The organism is Methylobacterium gossipiicola (assembly GCF_900113485.1).
Classification (GTDB): domain Bacteria; phylum Pseudomonadota; class Alphaproteobacteria; order Rhizobiales; family Beijerinckiaceae; genus Methylobacterium; species Methylobacterium gossipiicola.
The window spans coordinates 60,227-79,502 of the sequence record NZ_FOPM01000007.1 but is presented as its reverse complement, the minus strand read 5'-3'; the positions used below and the strand labels follow the sequence as shown (position 1 = coordinate 79,502).

At 70.1% G+C, this 19,276-nt stretch carries 19 protein-coding genes; 8 read left to right on the top strand and 11 right to left on the bottom strand.

All coding sequences use genetic code 11. The features are described from left to right. The first annotated feature begins 54 nt into the window (after nt 1-54). Nucleotides 55-228, top strand: coding sequence for a hypothetical protein (locus BM249_RS21620; RefSeq protein WP_177232361.1), 174 nt, complete (start codon nt 55-57; stop codon nt 226-228). A gap of 169 nt (nt 229-397) precedes the next feature. Here the strand turns inward: BM249_RS21620 and BM249_RS07960 are convergent, their stop codons facing one another. The 4 genes from BM249_RS07960 to BM249_RS07945 form a co-directional block, all read right to left on the bottom strand. After that, a complete protein-coding gene (locus tag BM249_RS07960) occupies nt 398-2,080 on the bottom strand; it encodes an acyl-CoA dehydrogenase family protein (RefSeq protein WP_091970648.1) in 1,683 nt (560 codons plus the stop codon). Nucleotides 2,081-2,272: 192 nt separating this feature from the next. Beyond that, nucleotides 2,273-3,163: a DMT family transporter gene (locus BM249_RS07955; protein ID WP_091970646.1), complete on the bottom strand. Its 891-nt coding sequence runs from the start codon at nt 3,161-3,163 to the stop codon at nt 2,273-2,275. A 135-nt stretch (nt 3,164-3,298) separates the two neighbouring features. Continuing rightward, nucleotides 3,299-4,132 carry an OmpA/MotB family protein gene (locus tag BM249_RS07950; protein WP_091970643.1) on the bottom strand — a complete coding sequence of 278 codons (834 nt, stop codon included), beginning with the start codon at nt 4,130-4,132 and terminating at the stop codon, nt 3,299-3,301. 24 nt (nt 4,133-4,156) lie between these two features. Continuing rightward, nucleotides 4,157-4,930 carry a motility protein A gene (locus tag BM249_RS07945; protein ID WP_091970908.1) on the bottom strand — a complete coding sequence of 258 codons (774 nt, stop codon included), beginning with the start codon at nt 4,928-4,930 and terminating at the stop codon, nt 4,157-4,159. A 229-nt stretch (nt 4,931-5,159) separates the two neighbouring features. Here BM249_RS07945 and BM249_RS07940 point away from each other — a divergent pair, with 229 nt between their 5' ends. Further along, nucleotides 5,160-6,935, top strand: coding sequence for a glucan ABC transporter ATP-binding protein/ permease (locus BM249_RS07940; protein WP_091970640.1), 1,776 nt, complete (start codon nt 5,160-5,162; stop codon nt 6,933-6,935). An 83-nt stretch (nt 6,936-7,018) separates the two neighbouring features. On the opposite strand, the gene BM249_RS07935 is transcribed toward BM249_RS07940, so the two are convergent. The 4 genes from BM249_RS07935 to BM249_RS07920 all read right to left on the bottom strand — a co-directional run bounded on the left by BM249_RS07935 (nt 7,019) and on the right by BM249_RS07920 (nt 10,523). Next, nucleotides 7,019-7,807, bottom strand: a complete 789-nt coding sequence (locus BM249_RS07935) for an ATP12 family chaperone protein (protein ID WP_091970638.1) — start codon at nt 7,805-7,807, stop codon at nt 7,019-7,021. 54 nt (nt 7,808-7,861) lie between these two features. Beyond that, a complete protein-coding gene (locus BM249_RS07930; protein WP_091970636.1) occupies nt 7,862-8,512 on the bottom strand; it encodes an HAD-IA family hydrolase in 651 nt (216 codons plus the stop codon). A 13-nt stretch (nt 8,513-8,525) separates the two neighbouring features. Continuing rightward, entirely contained in the window at nt 8,526-8,987 is a 462-nt protein-coding gene (locus tag BM249_RS21940) for a hypothetical protein (protein ID WP_244528640.1), read from the bottom strand. Between the two features lie 111 nt (nt 8,988-9,098). Continuing rightward, nucleotides 9,099-10,523 (bottom strand): RluA family pseudouridine synthase, encoded by a 1,425-nt coding sequence (locus tag BM249_RS07920; RefSeq protein WP_091970635.1) that lies wholly within the window; start codon nt 10,521-10,523, stop codon nt 9,099-9,101. A gap of 255 nt (nt 10,524-10,778) precedes the next feature. Here BM249_RS07920 and BM249_RS07915 point away from each other — a divergent pair, with 255 nt between their 5' ends. From BM249_RS07915 to BM249_RS22120, 4 genes are all read left to right on the top strand, one after another. Next, nucleotides 10,779-11,663 (top strand): YihY/virulence factor BrkB family protein, encoded by an 885-nt coding sequence (locus BM249_RS07915; RefSeq protein ID WP_091970634.1) that lies wholly within the window; start codon nt 10,779-10,781, stop codon nt 11,661-11,663. A 140-nt stretch (nt 11,664-11,803) separates the two neighbouring features. After that, nucleotides 11,804-12,625 (top strand): transglutaminase-like domain-containing protein, encoded by an 822-nt coding sequence (locus tag BM249_RS07910; RefSeq protein ID WP_091970633.1) that lies wholly within the window; start codon nt 11,804-11,806, stop codon nt 12,623-12,625. A 242-nt stretch (nt 12,626-12,867) separates the two neighbouring features. Beyond that, nucleotides 12,868-14,400, top strand: a complete 1,533-nt coding sequence (locus BM249_RS07905; RefSeq protein WP_091970632.1) for an acyl-CoA carboxylase subunit beta — start codon at nt 12,868-12,870, stop codon at nt 14,398-14,400. Nucleotides 14,401-14,754: 354 nt separating this feature from the next. Next, nucleotides 14,755-14,883 (top strand): hypothetical protein, encoded by a 129-nt coding sequence (locus BM249_RS22120; protein ID WP_280142656.1) that lies wholly within the window; start codon nt 14,755-14,757, stop codon nt 14,881-14,883. Nucleotides 14,884-14,898: 15 nt separating this feature from the next. On the opposite strand, the gene BM249_RS07900 is transcribed toward BM249_RS22120, so the two are convergent. From BM249_RS07900 to BM249_RS07890, 3 genes are all read right to left on the bottom strand, one after another. Beyond that, nucleotides 14,899-15,858 carry a metallophosphoesterase gene (locus tag BM249_RS07900; RefSeq protein ID WP_091970631.1) on the bottom strand — a complete coding sequence of 320 codons (960 nt, stop codon included), beginning with the start codon at nt 15,856-15,858 and terminating at the stop codon, nt 14,899-14,901. Between the two features lie 96 nt (nt 15,859-15,954). Next, complete coding sequence (locus BM249_RS07895) at nt 15,955-16,164, bottom strand: hypothetical protein (protein WP_091970630.1); 210 nt, start codon at nt 16,162-16,164, stop codon at nt 15,955-15,957. Nucleotides 16,165-16,436: 272 nt separating this feature from the next. Beyond that, entirely contained in the window at nt 16,437-17,834 is a 1,398-nt protein-coding gene (locus tag BM249_RS07890; protein WP_091970629.1) for an aminotransferase, read from the bottom strand. Nucleotides 17,835-17,938: 104 nt separating this feature from the next. On the opposite strand from BM249_RS07890, the gene BM249_RS07885 reads away from it, so the two are divergent. Together BM249_RS07885 and BM249_RS07880 are read left to right on the top strand one after the other, a co-directional pair. Beyond that, nucleotides 17,939-18,493 (top strand): hypothetical protein, encoded by a 555-nt coding sequence (locus BM249_RS07885; RefSeq protein WP_091970628.1) that lies wholly within the window; start codon nt 17,939-17,941, stop codon nt 18,491-18,493. Between the two features lie 2 nt (nt 18,494-18,495). Then, the gene (locus tag BM249_RS07880; RefSeq protein ID WP_091970627.1) at nt 18,496-19,248 is read left to right on the top strand and encodes an HAD family hydrolase; all 753 of its coding nucleotides are present in this window, start codon (nt 18,496-18,498) and stop codon (nt 19,246-19,248) included. Nucleotides 19,249-19,276 lie beyond the last annotated feature (28 nt).

The window sequence follows — 19,276 nt, the reverse complement described above, 5'->3', positions numbered from 1 at the left end:
GCGTTGACCGTGCGACACGCGGGCCCGTGAGGCCGGCAGGAACAGGAGGGCCGCATGGCCGAGGACAAGACCCCCGACACCATCGCCACCACGGGCGCCCCCGCCCCGAAGGGCTCCGACAAGAGCCGGCCCGAGAACCAGCAGGGCGAACTCAGCGAACGCCTCGACGAGGCCCTGGAGGAGACGTTTCCGTCGAGCGACCCGGTCTCCGTGAAGATCACGAAGTAGGATGCATCTGGAAACGAAGAACGCCGGGGCCATGGACCCCGGCGTTCTTCGTTCCATCATCCTGTTGGTCTCGTGGTGACGGAGAAAGCGTTGTCCTTCACGCGCGGCCCTCTTCCCACGAGCGGGGAGAGGGGGAACGGCGCGATCGTCACCACGAAACGGGGCGTCGTCAGGCGGTTTCGAGCAGGCGGCGGGCGATGACCTGGGCCTGGATCTCGGCCGCACCCTCGAAGATCGAGAGGATGCGGGCGTCGCAGAGCACGCGGCTCACGGCGTATTCCAGGGCGAAGCCGTTGCCGCCGTGGATCTGCAGGGCGTTGTCGGCCGCCGCCCAGGCGACGCGGGCGCCGAGCAGCTTGGCCATGCCGGCCTCGAGGTCGCAGCGCTTGCCCTCGTCCTTCTCGCGGGCCGAGAAGTAGGTGAGCTGGCGGGCGATGTTGATCTCCACCGCCATCATGGCGATCTTGTCGGCGACGCGGGGGAAGTTGATGAGCGCCTTGCCGAACTGCACCCGCTCCTCGGCGTAGCGCAGGCCGAGATCGAGGGCGTTCTGAGCGACGCCGATGGCGCGGGCCGCCGTCTGGATGCGGGCCGATTCGAAGGTCTGCATCAGCTGGGCGAACCCCTTGCCCTCGACCTCGCCCAGCAGGTTGGCCGCCGGCACGGCGAAATTGTCGAAGGCGAGTTCGTATTCCTTCATGCCGCGATAGCCGAGGACGTGAATCTCGCCGCCCGACAGGCCCTCGACGGGGAAGGGGTTCTCGTCGGTGCCGCGCGGCTTCTCGGCGATGAGCAGGGACAGGCCCCTGTGGCCCTTCTCCTCGGGCTTGGTGCGCACGAGGCAGGTCATGATGTCGGCGCGGACGGGGTGGGTGATCCAGGTCTTGTTGCCCGAGATCCGCCAGGTGTCGCCCTCCTTCACGGCCTTGGTGCGCAGGCTGGCGAGGTCCGAACCGGTGTTCGGCTCCGTGAACACGGCGGTGGGGAGCGTATCGCCCGAGGCGATGCCCGGCAGGAAGCGGTGCTTCTGCTCCTCGGTGCCGCCGCACAGGATGAGTTCGGCGGCGATCTCGGAGCGGGTGCCGAGGGACCCGACGCCGATATAGGCGCGGGACAGCTCTTCGGAGACCACGCACATGGAGATCTTCGGCAGGCCCATGCCCCCGTACTCCTCCGGGATCGTCAGGCCGAAGACGCCGAGTTCGGCCATCTTCTGGATGATCTCCATGGGGATGTAGGCGTTCTGGCCGTGCCATTCGTGGGCGTGCGGCACCACCTCGGCCTGACCGAAGCGGCGCATCTCGGAGCGGATCGCCTCCATGTCCTCGTCGAGGCCGGACTTGCCGATGGTGGCGGCCCCGCCGTTGTCGCGGATGCGGGCGACGAGGGCGGCGCGGTTCTCCGGGGTGTTGCCCTCGGCGATCAGGGTCTCGACGGCGGGGGACCGGAACTGCGCGACCTCGCGGGCGCCCAGGCCCAGCGACCCCGTGGGACGCACCATCTCGCCCTGGCTCATGGGGATACCGGAGAACATCTGGTCGAGGTATTCGCCGAGACCGATCTTCACCAGCAGGGACTCGGTCTCGCCGAACTCGCCCGTTTCCGTCAGGCGGGCCGCGTAGGCGCCGAGTTCGCGCACGCCCTCGGCGTAGGTGGCGATCCAGGCCAGACCATGGGCGGCGTGCTGCTCGGTCTCGAGCTTGTCGGCCGAGATCTTGCCCTCGGGCGAGAGCACGCGGGCGCGGACCCGGCGGGTGGCTTCCGCCACCAGGGCCTTGGCGGCCTCACCGGCTTCGCGGGCGAGGGTCAGGAGATCCTGCGGTTCGGCGGAGACGACGGGGGAAGCGGACATGCGGACGCTCTCTTTCGAAAAGAGGAAGGATTGCCGCTCATTATAGGCAGGTTCGTCCGGGCTGTAGAGGCGTCTCGCCGCAGAACGGCACTTTCCCGCGCGTATTCATTATTCTTGCGCGCAAACACCGTCCGTCTGCCTGCGCGGTGACGCCAGTTCTAATTTAATTGCCGGTCTGTTTGAAGAAAAACTTCATCCCCGGCTCGCCAGGGCGACCCCGGCGGCGGCCAGCGCCATGCCGGCGAGCTGCACCGGCACCAGGGCCTCGCCGAACAGGCCATAGGCCATGAGGGCCGAGACCGGTGGCACCAGGAACAGGAGCGAGGCGACCCCGGCCACGGCCCCGCGCCGGATGAGGACGAGGAGGAGCAGGATTCCCGCCACGGAATTGACGAGGACCGACCAGGCGAGGCCGAACCACGCCGGCGGGGAGGCGTCGAACCGTCCGGTGCCGACGAGGAGCGCCACGGGAATCGCCAAGGCGGCGGCGCCCACGAACTGCACGGTGGCGTTGGTGAGGAGGTCGGCCGCGCCGCCCCGGCTCTTCTGCCACAGGGTCCCGGCGGTCATCGCCACCATGGCGCCGAAGCAGGCGGCCAGGGCGACGGGCGGAATCCCGGACGGATCGCTCGCCCCCACCTTCGGGGCCAGCACCAGGGCGGCGCCGACGAAGCCGAGGCCGATCCCGGCCCAGCGCCTCGAACTCACCCGCTCGCCGAGCACCGGCCCGGCGAGCACGGCCGTGAGCAGGGGCTGGAGCGACCCGACGAGGGCCGCGATGCCGGCGGGCAGGCCGTGCTGGACCGACCAGAACACCCCGATGACGTAGAGGCCCTGCATCAGGATTCCGGCCATGCCGGCATCCGCCCAGGCCCGCCCGCCCTTCGGCCAGCGCGCCCCCAGGGCCGCCGACAGGAGCGCCAGCACGACGGCGACGCAAGCCACCCGCAGGGCCACGAACGTCACCGCATCGGCATGGGGCGACACGAACCGCGCCGCCACGAAGCCCGTGGCCCAGATGAGGACGAAGACGCCCGGCACGGCGGCCGTGGCGGCGGAACGATCGGGCGCGGGCGTGCTCATGCTGGGGCCGCAGGCATCACAGGGCGAGGGGGAACACAAGTCGCGTCAGATGCACAAAGGGCGCGGCGGAAGACCCGCCGCGCCCGAGCGCCGTCACGAAGACCGGTGCGCGCCATCGCGCACCGAATCGATGGCTCAGGGGAACTTCAAGCCGACGGGCATCGCCGGGGCCTCGGAGAGCAGCGTCACCGTCACGCGGCGGTTGGCGGCCTGGAACGGATTGTCGGGGAACATCGGGTCGGTGTCGGCCTTGCCGGTGACGGAGGCGAAGCGGTCGTTGGGGACGCCGTTGGCGGCGAGGATTTCCCGCACCGAGATGGCGCGGTTGGCCGAGAGCTCCCAGGGCGGCGCGGCCGGCTTGGTGCCGGGGCGCTCCGTGGCGGTGTAACCCGTGATCGCGATGCGGTTGGGCATCTTCACCAGGGTCGGGGCCAACCGCTCGAGGAGCCGGCGGGTCTTGTCGTTGGGCCGGCTCGACCCCTCGGGGAACATGGCGGCGCCGTCCTGATCGACGATGGCGATGTCGAGACCCTTGTTGGTCGGGATCACCATGACGTTCTTGGAGATCTCGGCGATGTCCGGCATGTCCTGGAGGGCCTGGCGCAGGCTGGCGGCGGCGAGGCCGAAGGCTTCGGGGTTGCCGGTCTCGGGCAGGCCGGCATCGGGCGCGATGTCCTTCGAGGAGGTGTTGGGCCGGTCCGTGGCCTTCTCGGGCGGGATGTCGCGCTTGTTCACCACGGCGCCAGCGGCCGGCAGACCGTCCTTCTCGATGATGCCGGCGAGGCGCGATTCGCGGTTGACGCCGAAGGCTTCGCGCATGGAGCCCGCCACCGCCTGGAGCTTCTTCTGGTCCTGGGTCGAGTAGGCGGCGATCATCACGAAGAAGCTCATCAGGAGCGCCATCAGATCGGCGAAGGTCACGAACCAGCCGTGACCTCCATGGGCGCCGCCGCGCTTTTTCTTGGCCATGGCGTGGTCCTCCTTGTCCGCCGATCAGGCCGCTTCGGCCGTGAGTTCGTCGCGGTGATGCTGCGGCAGGTAGGCGACGAGCATCTCGCGGACGAGAGACGAGCTCTTGGAGTCGCGGATGAGCAGGATGCCGTCGATGATGAGGGAGCGCGACACGTCCTCTTCCTCGAGCTTGAGGTGGAGCTTGTCGGCGATGGGCAGGGTGATCATGTTGGCGATGAGCGCGCCGTACAGGGTGGCGAGGAGCGCCGTCGCCATGGCGGGGCCGAGCTTCGAGGGGTCCGACATGTTGGCGAACATGGTCACCATGCCCAGAATGGTGCCGATCATGCCCCAGGCCGGCGCGCAGTCGCCGAAGGCGCGGTAGATCTTCGAGCCCTCGTCGAGGTGCATGAGGAAGTTGTCGCGGTCCCGCTCCATGGTGTCGCGGATGAACTCGCGGTCGTAGCCGTCGGCGATGTAGCGGGCGCCCTGGGCCAGGAACGGATCGGAGATCTCCATGCTCTCCAGGGCCATGGGGCCGGACTTGCGCACGAGGTCGGCGATCTTGGTGATCTCCTCGATGAGCTCCGGCGGCTTGATGGAGCGCATGGAGAACGCATAGCGCAGGCCCATGGGCAGGCCGTGCATGATCGTGGTGAACGGAAAGCGGATCATGGTGGCGGCGGTGGCGCCGCCGAAGATCACGATCAACGCATGCTTGTCGTAGTAGGCGGCGAAGTTGCCGCCGTCGATCATGATGAGGGTGAAGACGGTGCCGAGGCCGCCGAGAAGGCCGATAGCAGTTGCGAGATCCATGGTCACCGAGCCCAAGGCGGCTGTTCCGTGCCGCGACGACGCCGCGGGAGGAGGCGTCGTCCCCACGAATAGGGAATCAGGTTGAACGAAGCGTAAAAACCGAGACCTCCGGTGGCGTCATCGCGTCATTCACCGTTCAGGGAGCGACCGCCATAACCACGCCACGCCAAGGCGTTGCCCCCCGGACAGGGGGCCGCGTTCGGGTTTGGCAGTCGGAGCGAACGGTCTCATGTCATTGATTCGCCTCTATGCGCGGGTGATGGGTCTTCTCGGGGCGGACAAGCGCCTCGCGGCAGTCCTGGCCGTCGCCAACGTCGCCCTCGCCGTCGCGGCCTTCGCCGAGCCCCTGCTCATGGGCCGGATCATCGATCAGCTCACCCATCTGAACGCCCGCTCGAACGCCTTCGCGACCCTGGCGCCCCTCATCGGCGCCTGGGTGGCCTTCGGCCTGTTCACCATCGCGGCGGGCGTGACCATCGCGCTCCACGCCGACCGGCTGGCTCACCGCAACCGCCTGTCGTCCATGGCGAACTACTTCGAGCACGTCCTCGAATTGCCGCTGGCGTTCCATTCCTCGAACCATTCCGGCCGCGTCCTGAAGGCGATGCTGGAGGGCTCGAACGGCATGTTCTGGCTGTGGCTCGGCTTCTTCCGCGACCATTTCGTCGCCTTCGTGTCGCTGGCCGTCCTCCTGCCCATGACCCTGTTCGTGAACTGGCAGCTCGGCTCGATCCTGGTCGTCCTCGTCACCGCCTTCACGGTGCTCACCACCCTGGTCATGCGCCGCACCGAGACCCTGCAGGGCCGGGTGGAAGCATACCAGTCGGGACTCGCCGCCCATGCCTCGGACGCGCTCGGGAACGTCGCCGTCATCCAGTCCTTCACCCGCGCCAAGGCCGAGAAGGAGGCGATGCACGGCATCATCCACAACCTGCTCGCCGCCCAGATCCCGGTCCTGTCGTGGTGGGCGCTCGCCAACGTCGCCACCCGCGCCTCCGCGACGCTCACCATGACGGCGATCTTCATCACGGGCATCGCCCTCCATCAGAACGGTCAGGCCAGCGTCGGCGAGGTCGTGGCGTTCATGAGCCTCGCCACCATGCTGGTCTCGCGCCTCGATCAGGTCGCCACCTGCATCAACGGCCTGTTCCAGCAGATGCCGAAGATCGCCGAGTATTTCGAGATCCTCGACACCACCCCGGCCGTGCACGACCGCCCGAACGCCGCCCAGATCGCCCGTTTCGACGGCACCGTGTCGTTCGAGGGCGTCGGCTTTTCGTACAACGCCCGCCGCAAGGCCCTGGAGGACGTGTCGTTCACGGCGCGGGCCGGCGAGACCATCGCGCTGGTCGGCACCACGGGCTCGGGCAAGTCGACGACCCTCGGCCTCCTGCACCGCGCCTTCGATCCCGACCACGGCGCCATCCGCATCGACGGCACCGACATCCGCGACATCGGCCTGTCGTCCCTGCGCCACAACATCGGCGTGGTGTTCCAGGAGCCGATGCTGTTCGCCCGCTCCATCCGCGAGAACCTCCTCGTCGGCCGCCCCGACGCCACCGACGCCGAGATGCTCGACGCCCTGGAGCGGGCCCAGGCGACGGAGTTCATGGCTCGCCAAGCCGACGGCCTCGACACGGTGATCGGCGAGCGCGGCCGCTCGCTCTCGGGGGGCGAGCGCCAGCGCCTCTCCATCGCCCGGGCGCTGCTCAAGAACCCGCCCGTCCTCATCCTCGACGAGGCCACCTCGGCCCTGGACGCCACCACGGAGCGCAAGCTGCAGGGCGCCCTGGAGACCGTGATGGAGGGCCGCACCACCTTCGTGATCGCCCACCGTCTGGCGACGATCCGCAACGCCGACCGCATCCTCGTCTTCCACGAGGGCCGGATCGTCGAGGCCGGCACCTTCGACGACCTCGTGGCCGAGAACGGCCGCTTCGCCGCCCTGGCCCGGGCCCAGTTCATGGCGTCCGAGGAGCCGGAGGACCTGCAGCTCGCAGCCTGATCCGACGGGCGATGAACGACAACGGCGCCGTCCTCCGGGACGGCGCCGTTTTCATGTCGAGGGTTAGGCCGGTGGGGCCGGCGTCAGCGCGCCAGGGCGGCGAGGCGGGCCGCCGCTTCGAATTCGGCCGTGCGCAGGGCGTGGCGGGCCGCCGCCTCGGCATCCGCGCCCCAGACGCTCGCTTGATAGGTCTCGTCCACATGGGCGGCGGCCCAGGCGTCGGCCGGGGTGAGGTGTCCGTGCAGCACCGCCAGGGCCAGCACGAGGGAGCCCGTGAGGGTCGTGAGGGTGTGGAGGGCCGCGAGGCGGAACGGTCCCTCCGTCGCCGCGATGGCCCGGCGCAGGGCCGCGACGGTGTCCTCCGGCTGGGCGACGTGCATCACCCCCTCGCCGAGGATGAAACGGGCGCCGAGGGCGTCGCGCGCCCAGTCGAGCACGGGGTCCCAGGCTGCGCCCTGCGCGGCGACGAGGCGCTCGGGATCGCCGGCCCGGTAGGCGAGGAGGTCGGTGCCGGCATAGGCCGAGAGATCGTCGATCACGGCGTCGCGCCGGGGCGCGACCCCGTCGATGGCGGTGTTGGCGAGGCGCGTCAGCGGCATGGTGGCCGGATCGATGACCCCCACCTGCGCTTCCCATTCCGCCGCCACGGCCTCGGCGAGGGTTCGGGTCGGCAGCGCCAGGGGATTGCGCGCGGGGGTGTGGGCGGGGCGCCCGTCGAGGGTCAACCGCCAGCCGCCCTCCGCGTCCGCGAGCCCCGCCGCCGTGTAGAATCGCTTGGGCAGGGCCGGTCGGCCGGGGCCACGGGCGGCGGCGGTGGGATCGGGAGCGGCCTCGGCGGTGCCGAGCCAGTCGGAGGGAGTGTCATCGCTCATGGCAGCGGGATAACCTATCGCGCCCGCCCCCGCGAGGGCCGGCGGCGCCCTGGATCACGCCTCCGGAAACAGCGCGCCCAGGGCTTCCGCGCTCTCCACCACCGTGGCGGCCCCGGCCGCGAACAGGGCGCCGGCCGGATGATAACCCCACGCGACCCCGATGGCGGCGGCCCCGGCGCTCACCGCCATGGCCATGTCGTAGGAGGTGTCGCCGATCATCACCGTGGTTTCGGGAGTGGCGCCCGTCTCCGCCATGGCCTGGAGCAGCATGGCGGGATCGGGCTTCGAGGGCGCGTCGTCGGCCGATTGGGTGGTGGCGAACCAGCCCTGCCAGCCGTGGGTCTCGATGAGCCGGTCGACCCCGCGCCGGGCCTTGCCGGTGGCGATGCCGAGCCTCACGTCGCCGCGTCCGTGCAGGCGCCGCAGCAGCGCCTCCATGCCGGGAAACAGCGGCTCCTCGTAGGTCGGATCGAGGCGCAGCAGGTTGAAGGCCCGGCGATAGCTCTCCGACAGGCCGTCCACGGGACCGTCATCGCCGACGAGGCGGCGGAACGCCTGCGGCAGGGACAGGCCGACGACGGAGAGGGATTCGGTCCGGCTCGGGGCCGGGAGCCCATGCTCGGCGAAGGCGAGGCCCTGGGCCGCCACGATGAGGTGCTGGCTGTCGATGAGGGTGCCATCGACGTCGAAGACGATGAGCGTCACGGGCGGCCGACCGTCACGGCTGACGCGACGGTGCGACTTGGGGCGGACGCGGCGTCTCGTAGCCGAGCTTGCACCGGATGAGGAAGCGCCGCCGCGCGCCGCCGCGCAGGCCCCGGGTATGGGCCTGCCGGTTGCAGGCCGCGTAGGAGACCTTGGGACGTCGCCGGGCGCCGGCCGGCCGGCCGGCCACCGACCCCGCCGGCGTGGCCTGTCCGGGATTGACCTGCCCGGGATGGGATTGGCGCCCCGCCGGCTGCGGCGCGGCGCGGGTGGGATTGGGTTGACCGGAAGTCGCTTGACCGGGAGTTCCTTGGCCCGCGCCCGCCTGCCGCGGGGCGGGCGCCGTCGTCGGCGCGGATTGCGTCGCCTGCGGCGGCGTCTGCGCCAGGGAGGCCGGCGCGCCGGCGATGGCGGTCAGGGTCAAGGCCAAAGGAAGAGCCAGAAGCGCGCTACGGGCGGCGGTCGCGGGGGTCATGGATGGCACCTTCGGGACGGCGTGACGAGGGGCGGCCCTGACGGACGACGCGGCCTCGTGGGAAAGGATAAGGCATGGCGGCCGATTGCCAAGGTCGCCACGCTGCCCTTGTCAGCTCTCCGGCGCCTCCACGATGGGATCGTAGCGCGCGGCGTCGAACCCGAGGAGATTCCAGCTCTGGGCCATGTGCGGCGGCAGGGGCGCGGTGACGTCCACGGGCTTGCCCGTGCGCGGATGCGGGATCACGATGCGGCGCGCCAGGAGGTGCAGGCGGTTCTGGATGCCGCCGGGCAGCGCCCAGTTCTCGATGCTGAAATACTTCGGGTCGCCCACGATGGGGTGCCCGATATGGGCGGCATGGGCGCGCAGCTGGTGCGTGCGCCCGGTCACCGGCTTGAGGGACAGCCACGAGACCTTCTGGGCCGCGTTGTCCACCATGGCGTAATAGGTGAGGGCGTGCGCGGCACCTTCCTCACCGTGCTGGGCGATGCGCATGCGGGCATCGGCGTCCGTCGGCTCTTCCTTGGCGAGGTAGGTCGAGATCCGCCCCTGCGGCACCCGTGGCACCCCGGCGGTGAGCGCCCAATAGACCTTGCGGGCGGCGCGCGAGCGAAAACTCTTGGCCAATGTCGCGGCGGCGAGGCGGGTCTTCGCCACGATGAGGCAGCCGGCCGTGTCCTTGTCGAGGCGGTGGACGAGGCGCGGCTTCTGCCCGTCCGGACCCGCGAGGGCTTCGAGCAGACCGTCGACGTGCCGCACGGTGCCGGAGCCGCCCTGGACCGCGAGGCCGAACGGCTTGTTGAGGATCATCATCTCGGCATCCTCGTAGAGGATGAGCGAGCGCAGGAACTCGGCATCGGTGGCGTCGCGCTGGGGGCTGCGCGGGCGTTCGCCCACGGCATCGAGCTTGAGGGGCGGCACCCGCACGCTCATGCCGGGCAGGAGCCGGTCGTTGGGCTTGGCGCGCCGGCCGTCGACGCGCAGCTCGCCCTTGCGGACGATGCTCTGGACGCGGGTGAAGGGCAGCTGCGGGAACCGCGTCGTCAGGAAGCGGTCGATGCGCATCTCGGCCTCGTCCTCCTCGACCACGAGGGTCTGGACACCGGACGCTAGGGTGGCGGAGGCGGCGGCCCGCTGCTCGCGCCGGGTCGGCCCCTCCGCGGGTGCGGCGGGTGCCTCGGCGCGGGGGGCGCGGGCGCGGCGGGGCGCCTCGTCGGAGTCCGGGCGCGGGGCGCGGGGGGCACGGGCCGGGGGGGCGTCCCATGCGTCGTCGGTCTCGACCTCGGGCGCGTCGCCGGGGCGCCAGGGCGCGCGCTTGTCGGCCTCACCGCGCAGGGCGGCGGCCCGCTGGGCCGCGTCGAGGGCGGTGTTGCGCGGCCCCTGGCGCTCGCGCTCGGGTCCCTTGGCGGTGCGGAAGTGCCGCTTGGGACCGAACGGGCCTTTGCCGCCGGGACCTTTGCCGGGGGGGCGCTTGCCCGCCCCGGCGCCGGAGCCCTTGCGTCCTGAGCCGCCGCGTGAAGGTGGTCGTGTGGTCATGCCCGCTCGTACCACCCGCTTCCGCCGGGGCATAGCGCGCCCGGCGCACGGCTGTCCGCGCCAAGTGCCGGGATTCACACATCTTGCGAGCGCGGCCGCCGACGGCGTTCCGGAAGACCCGTCCGCGTGTTCGGGGAGGCCGGCGCGTGGGTTTCCCCCGCCTGGAGCGCCCCCAACGGCCTCGTGCGTTGCGCGAGGACGCGGCCTCGGGTTTAGAGGACGGCCCGACCACCGATCGAGGAACACCCCGCCGCCGTGAGCAGCCTCAAGAAGCTCCTCGAGATCGCGAGCGTCGCCGCCCAGCGCTTCATCGCCCATGACGGCTGGGCCATCGCGAGCCACATCGCCCTGTCGATCCTCATCGCGCTGTTCCCGTTCCTGATCCTGCTGGCGGCGCTCGCCGGCCTGTTCGGCACCAAGTCCCTGGCCGACGAGGCCGGGGTGCTCATCTTCGACACCTGGCCGCGCGAGATCGCCAAGCCCGTGGTCAACGAGATGCACCGGGTGCTCACCGAGCAGCGCGGCGGCGTCCTCACCGTCGGCGCCGTGCTGGCCCTGTACTTCTCCTCGGCGGGCGTCGAGAGCCTGCGGGTCGGGCTCAACCGCGCCTACGGCCTGCGCGAGCAGCGGCCGTGGTGGCTCACCCGCCTCGAATCCATCGCCTACGTGATCTGCGGTGCCTTCGCCATGCTGGCCTTCGCGCTCCTGGTGGTGCTCGGCCCCCTGATCTGGCGCAACATCCTCAACGTCGCCCCCGGCCTCGAACCCCTGAGCCTCACCGTCGCCATCGGGCGCATCGGCATCACGGCGATCCTGCTGGTCGGCGTCCTCACCATCGCCCACAAGTTCGTCGCCACGGGTCGGCGCTCCCTCATGGCGGTGATTCCCGGGGTCGCCGTGACCCTGGTGCTGTGGTTCCTCGCCGGTCTCGGCTTCGGCTACTACCTCGACCGGTTCTCCAACGCCTACGTCTCCACCTACGGCAGCCTCGCCACCGCCATGGTGGCCCTGGTGTTCCTCTACTGGCTCGCCGCCATGTTCCTGTTCGGCGGCGAGATCAATGGCACCGTCATTGCAGCGCGGCGGGTCCGGCTCCAGGCGCGGATGCGGGAAAAGCAGGCACGGGCGCAACGGCTCTGAGGCGGAGCGGCGCACCGCGCCGCTTCATCCGCGCACAAGGGCGAAATCACGGGGGCCTGTGGCCTTCCCGGCCTAGTCTCGCCCGCGGGGGGCGGGCATAGGGCGGAGGGCGGCACGGCGACCGACCGGAGAGGGCTCCCATGCGGATCAGGTTCGGCTGTGAGATGGGGTACGAGTTCACCCATCCGACCCCGCTGATCGCCCGGCTCAACGCCTTTCCGGCGAAGGGCCTCGCCGCCGTCCCGCCCGATGTCCTGCGGATCGAGCCGCCGGTTCCGGTCAAGACGTTTCGCGACACCTTCGGCAACCGCGCCGTCCGGTTCGTCGCCCCGGCCGGGGCCGTGTCGCTCCATGTCCGGGCCGAGATCCCCGACGATGGCGGCCTCGACCCCGTGGTGCCCGAGGCCGTCGAGCACGCCGTCGAGGACCTGCCCGAGGAGGCGCTGCCGTTCCTCGTGGCGAGCCGCTACTGTGAATCCGACCTGCTCTCCAACGAGGCGTGGAACCGCTTCGGCCATGTGGCGCCGGGCTGGGCGCGAGCGCAGGCGGTGTGCGACTTCGTCCACGAGCATATCACCTTCGGGTATGCCTTCTCGCACGTGGACCGCACGGCGGCCGACGCCCTGGCCGGCGGGCGCGGCGTCTGCCGGGACTACGCCCACCTGTTCGTGGCGCTCTGCCGGGCGCTCAACATCCCGACCCGCTACTGCACCGGCTATCTCAGCTTCATCGGTGAGCCGGAGCCGCACGGGCCGGGCGACTTCGCCGCCTGGACGGAATGCTACCTGGGCGGGGCGTGGCACGTGTTCGATCCGCGCAACAACGCCCCGCGCCGGGGCCGCATCCTCGTGGCGCGCGGCCGCGATGCCGCCGACGTGCCCCTGACCCACACCTTCGGCCCCAACCGCCTGACCAAGTTCCGGGTCTGGGCCGAGGACGCGACGCAGCCGCATCGGGAGTAGGGCACCGCCGGCGCCAGAGGCCCTCCCGATCCGGCATCCTCCCGTTCGCGGCGCAAACCGGATCGTCAGGCCCGCGCGGCGGCGAGCGCCGCCGCGACCGAAGTCGATACGCGGCGCCGGGGCCACGGTCGAAAATCGATTTTCGCTGCCAGCGTCGCGTGCTAAGGGCGCTTCAAACCGTGGCCGTGGGTCGCCCCCGGCGCGGGTCCCGTGATTTCTCTCGAAGGCAGGCGTTTTTCCGCATGAAGGACATTCTCGAAAAGCTCGAGGAGCGCCGCGCCCAGGCTCGCCTCGGCGGCGGTGAGAACCGCGTCGTCGCCCAGCACAAGCGCGGCAAGCTCACGGCGCGCGAGCGCATCGAACTCCTCCTCGACCACGGGTCGTTCGAGGAATTCGACATGTTCGTGCAGCACCGCTCGACCGATTTCGGGATGGAGAAGCAGAAGATCCCCGGCGACGGCGTGATCACCGGCTGGGGCACCATCAACGGCCGCACGGTGTTCCTGTTCTCGAAGGACTTCACGGTGTTCGGCGGCTCCCTGTCGGAGACGCACGCGGCCAAGATCGTCAAGGTCCAGGACATGGCGCTCAAGATGCGCGCCCCGATCATCGGCATCTTCGACGCCGGCGGCGCCCGCATCCAGGAGGGTGTCGCGGCGCTCGGCGGCTACGGCGAGGTGTTCCGCCGCAACGTCGCGGCCTCGGGCGTGATCCCGCAGATCTCCGTCATCATGGGACCGTGCGCGGGCGGTGACGTCTACTCGCCGGCCATGACGGACTTCATCTTCATGGTCCGCGACACGAGCTACATGTTCGTCACCGGCCCCGACGTGGTGAAGACCGTGACCAACGAGGTGGTGACGGCCGAAGAACTCGGCGGCGCCAAGGTGCACACCACCAAGTCCTCCATCGCCGACGGCTCGTTCGACAACGACGTCGAGGCCCTGCTGCAGATCCGTCGCCTCGTCGACTTCCTGCCCGCCAACAACATCGACGGCGTGCCGGAGATCGAGAGCTTCGACGATCCGTTGCGCCTCGACATGAGCCTCGACACCCTCATCCCCGACAATCCGAACAAGCCCTACGACATGGGCGAGCTCATCCGCCGGGTCGCCGACGAGGGCGATTTCTACGAGATCCAGGCGACCTACGCCCGCAACATCATCACGGGCTTCGGCCGCATCGAGGGCCGCACCGTCGGCTTCGTCGCCAACCAGCCCATGGTGCTGGCCGGCGTGCTCGATTCCGACGCCTCCCGCAAGGCGGCCCGGTTCGTGCGCTTCTGCAACGCGTTCTCGATCCCCATCGTGACCTTCGTCGACGTGCCGGGCTTCCTCCCCGGCACCGCCCAGGAATATGGCGGCCTGATCAAGCACGGCGCCAAGCTGCTGTTCGCCTATTCCCAGGCGACGGTGCCGCTGGTGACGATCATCACCCGCAAGGCGTTCGGCGGCGCCTACGACGTGATGGCGTCCAAGCACGTCGGCGCCGACCTCAACTACGCCTGGCCCACGGCCCAGATCGCCGTGATGGGCGCCAAGGGCGCCGTCGAGATCATCTTCCGCAGTGAGATCGGCGACGCGGACAAGATCGCCGAGCGCACGGCCGAGTACGAGGACCGCTTCCTGTCGCCGTTCGTGGCCGCCGAGCGCGGCTACATCGACGAGGTGATCATGCCCCACTCCACCCGCAAGCGCATCGCCCGGGCGCTGGGGATGCTGCGCACCAAGGAGATGGAGCAGCCCTGGAAGAAGCACGACAACATCCCGCTCTGACGGGACGGCTCCCCGGGCTCAGACGCGCGTATTCACACATGGCAGCGCGTGCCCCCTCTCTTGGACGGAGAGGGGGCACGTTGTTGCCGACGCCGACTTTGCGAGGCTCGCGAAAGCGCTCTCGAGAGATCCGGGAATACCGCAGCCAATTCCGGCCTCGTGCTGTGACGCAATCACGTCGTTCCTGCGCCAGAGCACGAGGCTTTTGTTTTTGCATCAATTTTCCGAGACACGGCTGAAGCCTCCGTGTGGATCGATGCACTATGGACCGCAAGGGTCCGGCAAAAATACTTTCCATGCCGTGGTTTTTGAAAGTCGTGCGATGGTGAGCCTCGAAAACCCGAGGAGATCTCCATGGCGAGCGAAAACAGGCGTGGCAGTCGCGAGGCGAAGAAGCCGAAGAAACCGGTGGTGAAGACCATCGCGGCAGCGGCCTCGACCAAGGACATGGTCAGCGCGGCGGTGAAGAACGCCAAGAAATAACGAATGGACGCCGGATCATCCGTGCCGGCGACCATCGTCCTGCACGGTGCGGTCCGCGTGGCCCGCTCCCTCTGTACGCCCGAGTTCGAGCAGCACGATCTCGGGCGGCACGCCGATGCGGATGGGCACGCGGCTGACGCCGAAGCCGCCGGACACGATCATGTGGCGACCCTGGCGGACGACGTGGCCGTAGGCAAAGTCGTTGCCCTTCACGGACGGAATCACCGGCGAATAGCCGAACAGGCGGATCTGGCCGCCATGGGTGTGGCCGGCGAGCGTCAGGGACACCCGGTCGGGCACGTCGAGGAAGATGTCGGGCTCGTGCACCATGAGGAGCACCGGGGCGTCGTCGGTGATCCGCGCGAGCGTCCCGGGCAGGTCGTCGCGGCCCTGGTAGTTGCCGACCTTCACGAACGGCTCCTGATCGCCGAGCCCCGCGATCCAGAACGGATGCCCGTCCTTTTCCAGGCGCAGGACCGTGTTCTCCATCACGGGAATGCCGCGCGCTTCGAGGACACGCTGGGCCTCCGTCACGTCGCGCTCGCCCGCCTGCACGGCGGCGTCGTCCCACCAATCGTGATTGCCGAGGATCGCGTGGACGCCGAGGGGCGCGCGCAGAACGTCGACCACCCGGGCGAAGTCGCTCAGCGGCACCTTTCGGATGGTGACGCGGTCCCCGGCCGGATAATCGCCGAGCATGAGGATGAGGTCTGGCGCGAGGGCGTTCGTCGCGTCCACGATCTCGGCGATGCGATCGAGGGGCATGAACGGCTCGCAGACGTGGAAATCCGCCAGCACGGCGACGCGCAGGCGCAGAGCCGGATTCCAGCGCGGCAGCACCGGATTGTAGCGGGTGACCACGAGGCGGAAGCGCGGTTCGATGACGAAGCCGTAGGCGCCCGTGGACAGGCCGAGGGCGGCCCCGGTTCCGAGGCCGCCCAACAGCACTTGCCTGCGGCTCGGCAGAATCAACATCGCGGGCGCCTTCGGGTTACGGTCCGGACCGTCTCCCTCCGCGCCAATGGTGACGAATTGACGACCGGCGAGCCGGCGCGGCCCGCCCGTCGGCGATCAGAGCTGCGGCGCGTCCTCGTGCTCGAACCGCTGCGCCAGCCGGGCCGCCTTGGCCCGGGCGGCCTTGGTCTTGGTCGCCACCGCCGAGACCAGGACGGCGGCGGCCAGGGCCGGCAGGGCCACGGGCCGGAACCCGTCGGCCGCGCGGGCGGAGGAGGGGGAACGGCGCTCCGGGGCGGCGCTCGGGTTCTGATCGACGGCGTACATGAAACGGATGTCCTGACTTGCGCCCGCGCGCCGCGTCCAGGCGCCGTTCGGCTCATCCCGGACGCCTTGCGAGCATCTCGGGATCTATAAAGATAGCCGTCACATGAACGGAAGCTTAAGGCTCTGCCCTTGCCTCAAATGACGGCAGCCCTCTTTCTCATCATCCTTCGTGAACCAACGAATTCGTGATCGTTGTTGCGGCGATGCAATAACGTTCCCCGCAATGCGGTCGAAGCTGAATACAAATTCCCCGTTGCCGATGGGGCACCGTGTCAGGCCCCCTGGGGCGTCACGGGCGCCAGGCCCTCGGCGGCGATCCAGGCCCGGGTGCGGTCCAACGCCCGGCCGAGGCGGTCGAACAGGGTGTCGATCTCGGCGGGCGCGATGACGAGGGGCGGGCACACGGCGATGCGGTCCCCCGCGAGGAAGCGCACGATCAGCCCTTCCGCCTGCGCGAAGGCGACGCAGCGGGCGGCCACACCGGCCTTGGGATCGTATTGGCGCTTGGTGCGCTTGCAGGCCACGATCTCGATGCCGCCGATGAGCCCGACGCCCCGGGCCTCGCCGACGATGGGGTGATCGGCCAGGGCCGAGAGACGGGCCTGGAAGTGCGGGGCCTTGGCGGCAACGCCTTCCACGATCCCGTCCCGCCGGTAGATCGCGATGGTCTTCAGCGCCACGGCGCAGGCGACGGGGTGCCCGGAATAGGTGGTGCCGTGCCCGAAGGTGCCGAGCTTGGCGCTCTGCGACACCATCTCCCGGTAGAGGGGCTCGTCGATAGAGATGCCGCCGAGCGGCATGTAGCCCGAGGTCAGGGCCTTGGCGAAGGTGAGGCTGTCGGGGCGCATCCCCATGGCCTCGGCGCCGAACCAGGTGCCGAGCCGCCCGAAGCCGCAGATCACCTCGTCGGCGATGAAGCGCACGTCGTAACGCTCCAGAACCGCCTGGATCCCCGCGTAATACCCCGCCGGCGGCACGATGGCCCCGCCGGCCCCGAGGATCGGCTCGGCCACGAAGGCCGCCACGGTGTCGGGTCCCTCGCGCTGGATCAGGGCGTCGAGTTCGTCGGCGAGGCGCGCGGCGAACGCACCTTCCGTCTCACCCGCTTCCCCGAACCGATAATGGTGCGGGCACCCCGTGTGGAGGAAGCCCGGCAGGGGCAGGTCCCAATCGGCGTGGTTGGCGGGCAGGCCGGTCATGGAAGCGGTGGCCACCGTGACGCCGTGATAGCCCTTGCGGTGGCAGATGATCTTCTTCTTCGTTGGCCGGCCGAGCGCGTTGTTGAGGTACCAGGTGAGCTTCACCTGGGTGTCGTTGGCCTCCGACCCCGAGGAGGTGAAAAAGATCTTCGAGGTTGGGACCGGCATCAGTTCCTTGAGGGTCTCGGCGAGCTCGATGGCCGGGTCGTGGCTGCGGCCCGAGAACAGGTGGGTGAACGGCAGGCGGGACATCTGCTCGCGCGCCGCCTCCACCAGCTCCTCGTTGGAATAGCCCAGCGCCGTGCACCACAGCCCCGCCATGCCCTCCAGGTAGGGGCGGCCGTCGCTGTCGTAGACCCAGACGCCGTGGCCGCGCTCCAGTACGAGGGAGCCGGTCTCGCGAAACGTCGCGAGGTTGGTGTAGGGGTGGATCAGGGTCTCGACGTCGCGGGCCGCCAGGTTCGAGAGCATCCGAATGTCCGTTCCGTGAAGCGGGCCGCGCCGGCTCGCCGAGGCGGCCACACTAACGGCCCGATGCCCGGGCAGAAACCCACCGCTCGCAACCGGACCCCGCCATGCTCTCGCCCACCACCCTCGATCCCGCGAGCGTCGTCGCGATGCCGGCCCCCGGCCGGGCCTGCGGGTCCTGCACCCTGTGCTGCAAGGTCTACGACGTCCCGGCCGTGGAGAGCACCGCCGGGCAATGGTGCCGGCACACGAAGCAAGGCAGGGGATGCGCCATCCACGAAACCCGGCCCGACCATTGCCGCGCCTTTCACTGCCTCTGGATGACGGAAGCCTGGCTCGGACCCGAATGGAAGCCCGACCGCGCCAAGATGGTGCTCAGCCTCGATCCGGTCTCGCGCCACATGAACGTGCAGGTCGATCCGGGCCAGCCCAATGCGTGGCGGCGGGAGCCGTATTACGCTCAGTTGAAGCGCTGGGCGGTGTCGTCGCTGCCGCAGAAGCGCCACGTCCTCGTTCACCTCAACAAGATCACCACGGTGGTGCTGCCCGACCGCGACGTGAACCTCGGCGTGTTCGAACCCGGCGACCGGCTGGTGGCCCGCGAGCGGATGACGGCCACGGGACCCGTCGTCGAGGTCGAGAAGATACCGGCGGCGGCTTGAGCATGAACAACCGTCTCAGCGGCCTCCTGTTCGACAAGGATGGGACGCTCATCGATTTCGACCGCACCTGGGGGCCGGCGGCCCATGCGGTGATGACCACCCTGGCGGGCGGCGACCGCGCGCGGTTCGAGCGGCTGATGCGGGTGAGCCACTACGTCGAGGCCGAGCGGCGCTTCCTGCCGACCTCGCCGCTGCTGGCCGGCGCCTCCTCGGTCTACGGGCCGCTCTGGGCCGAGGCCCTCGACCGCCCCGCCGGGCCGGACCTCTATGGCGAGATGGACCGGCTGTTCCGGGCGGCGGCCCTGCGCACGCTCCACCCCATCGGCGCCCCGGCCGACCTCGCCGCCGCCTTACGCGGGGCGGGCTACACCCTCGGGATCGCCACCAACGACGCGGAAGCCTCGGCCCGCGCCCAGGCCGACCGCCTCGGCCTGACCCCGCATCTCGACTTCATCGCGGGCTACGATTCCGGCCACGGCGCCAAGCCCGGCCCCGGCATGGTCCTGGCCTTCGCCGACCGCCTCGGCGTGCCTCCGCACCGCATCGCCCTGGTGGGTGACACGACCGCCGATACCGGCGCGGCGCGGGCCGCCGGGGCCGTTGCCATCGCGGTCCTCAGCGGACCGTCGGGGGAGGGGGCCCGCGCGGTGATGCGGGAGGAGGCGGACCACGTCATCGGCTCGATCCACGACCTGCCGGCCCTACTCGCCGAGATCGACGGCCCGTCGGCCCCCACGGGGGCATCGTCCCGTTAGGGGTCTCGTGCATCGATCCAGACGGGGG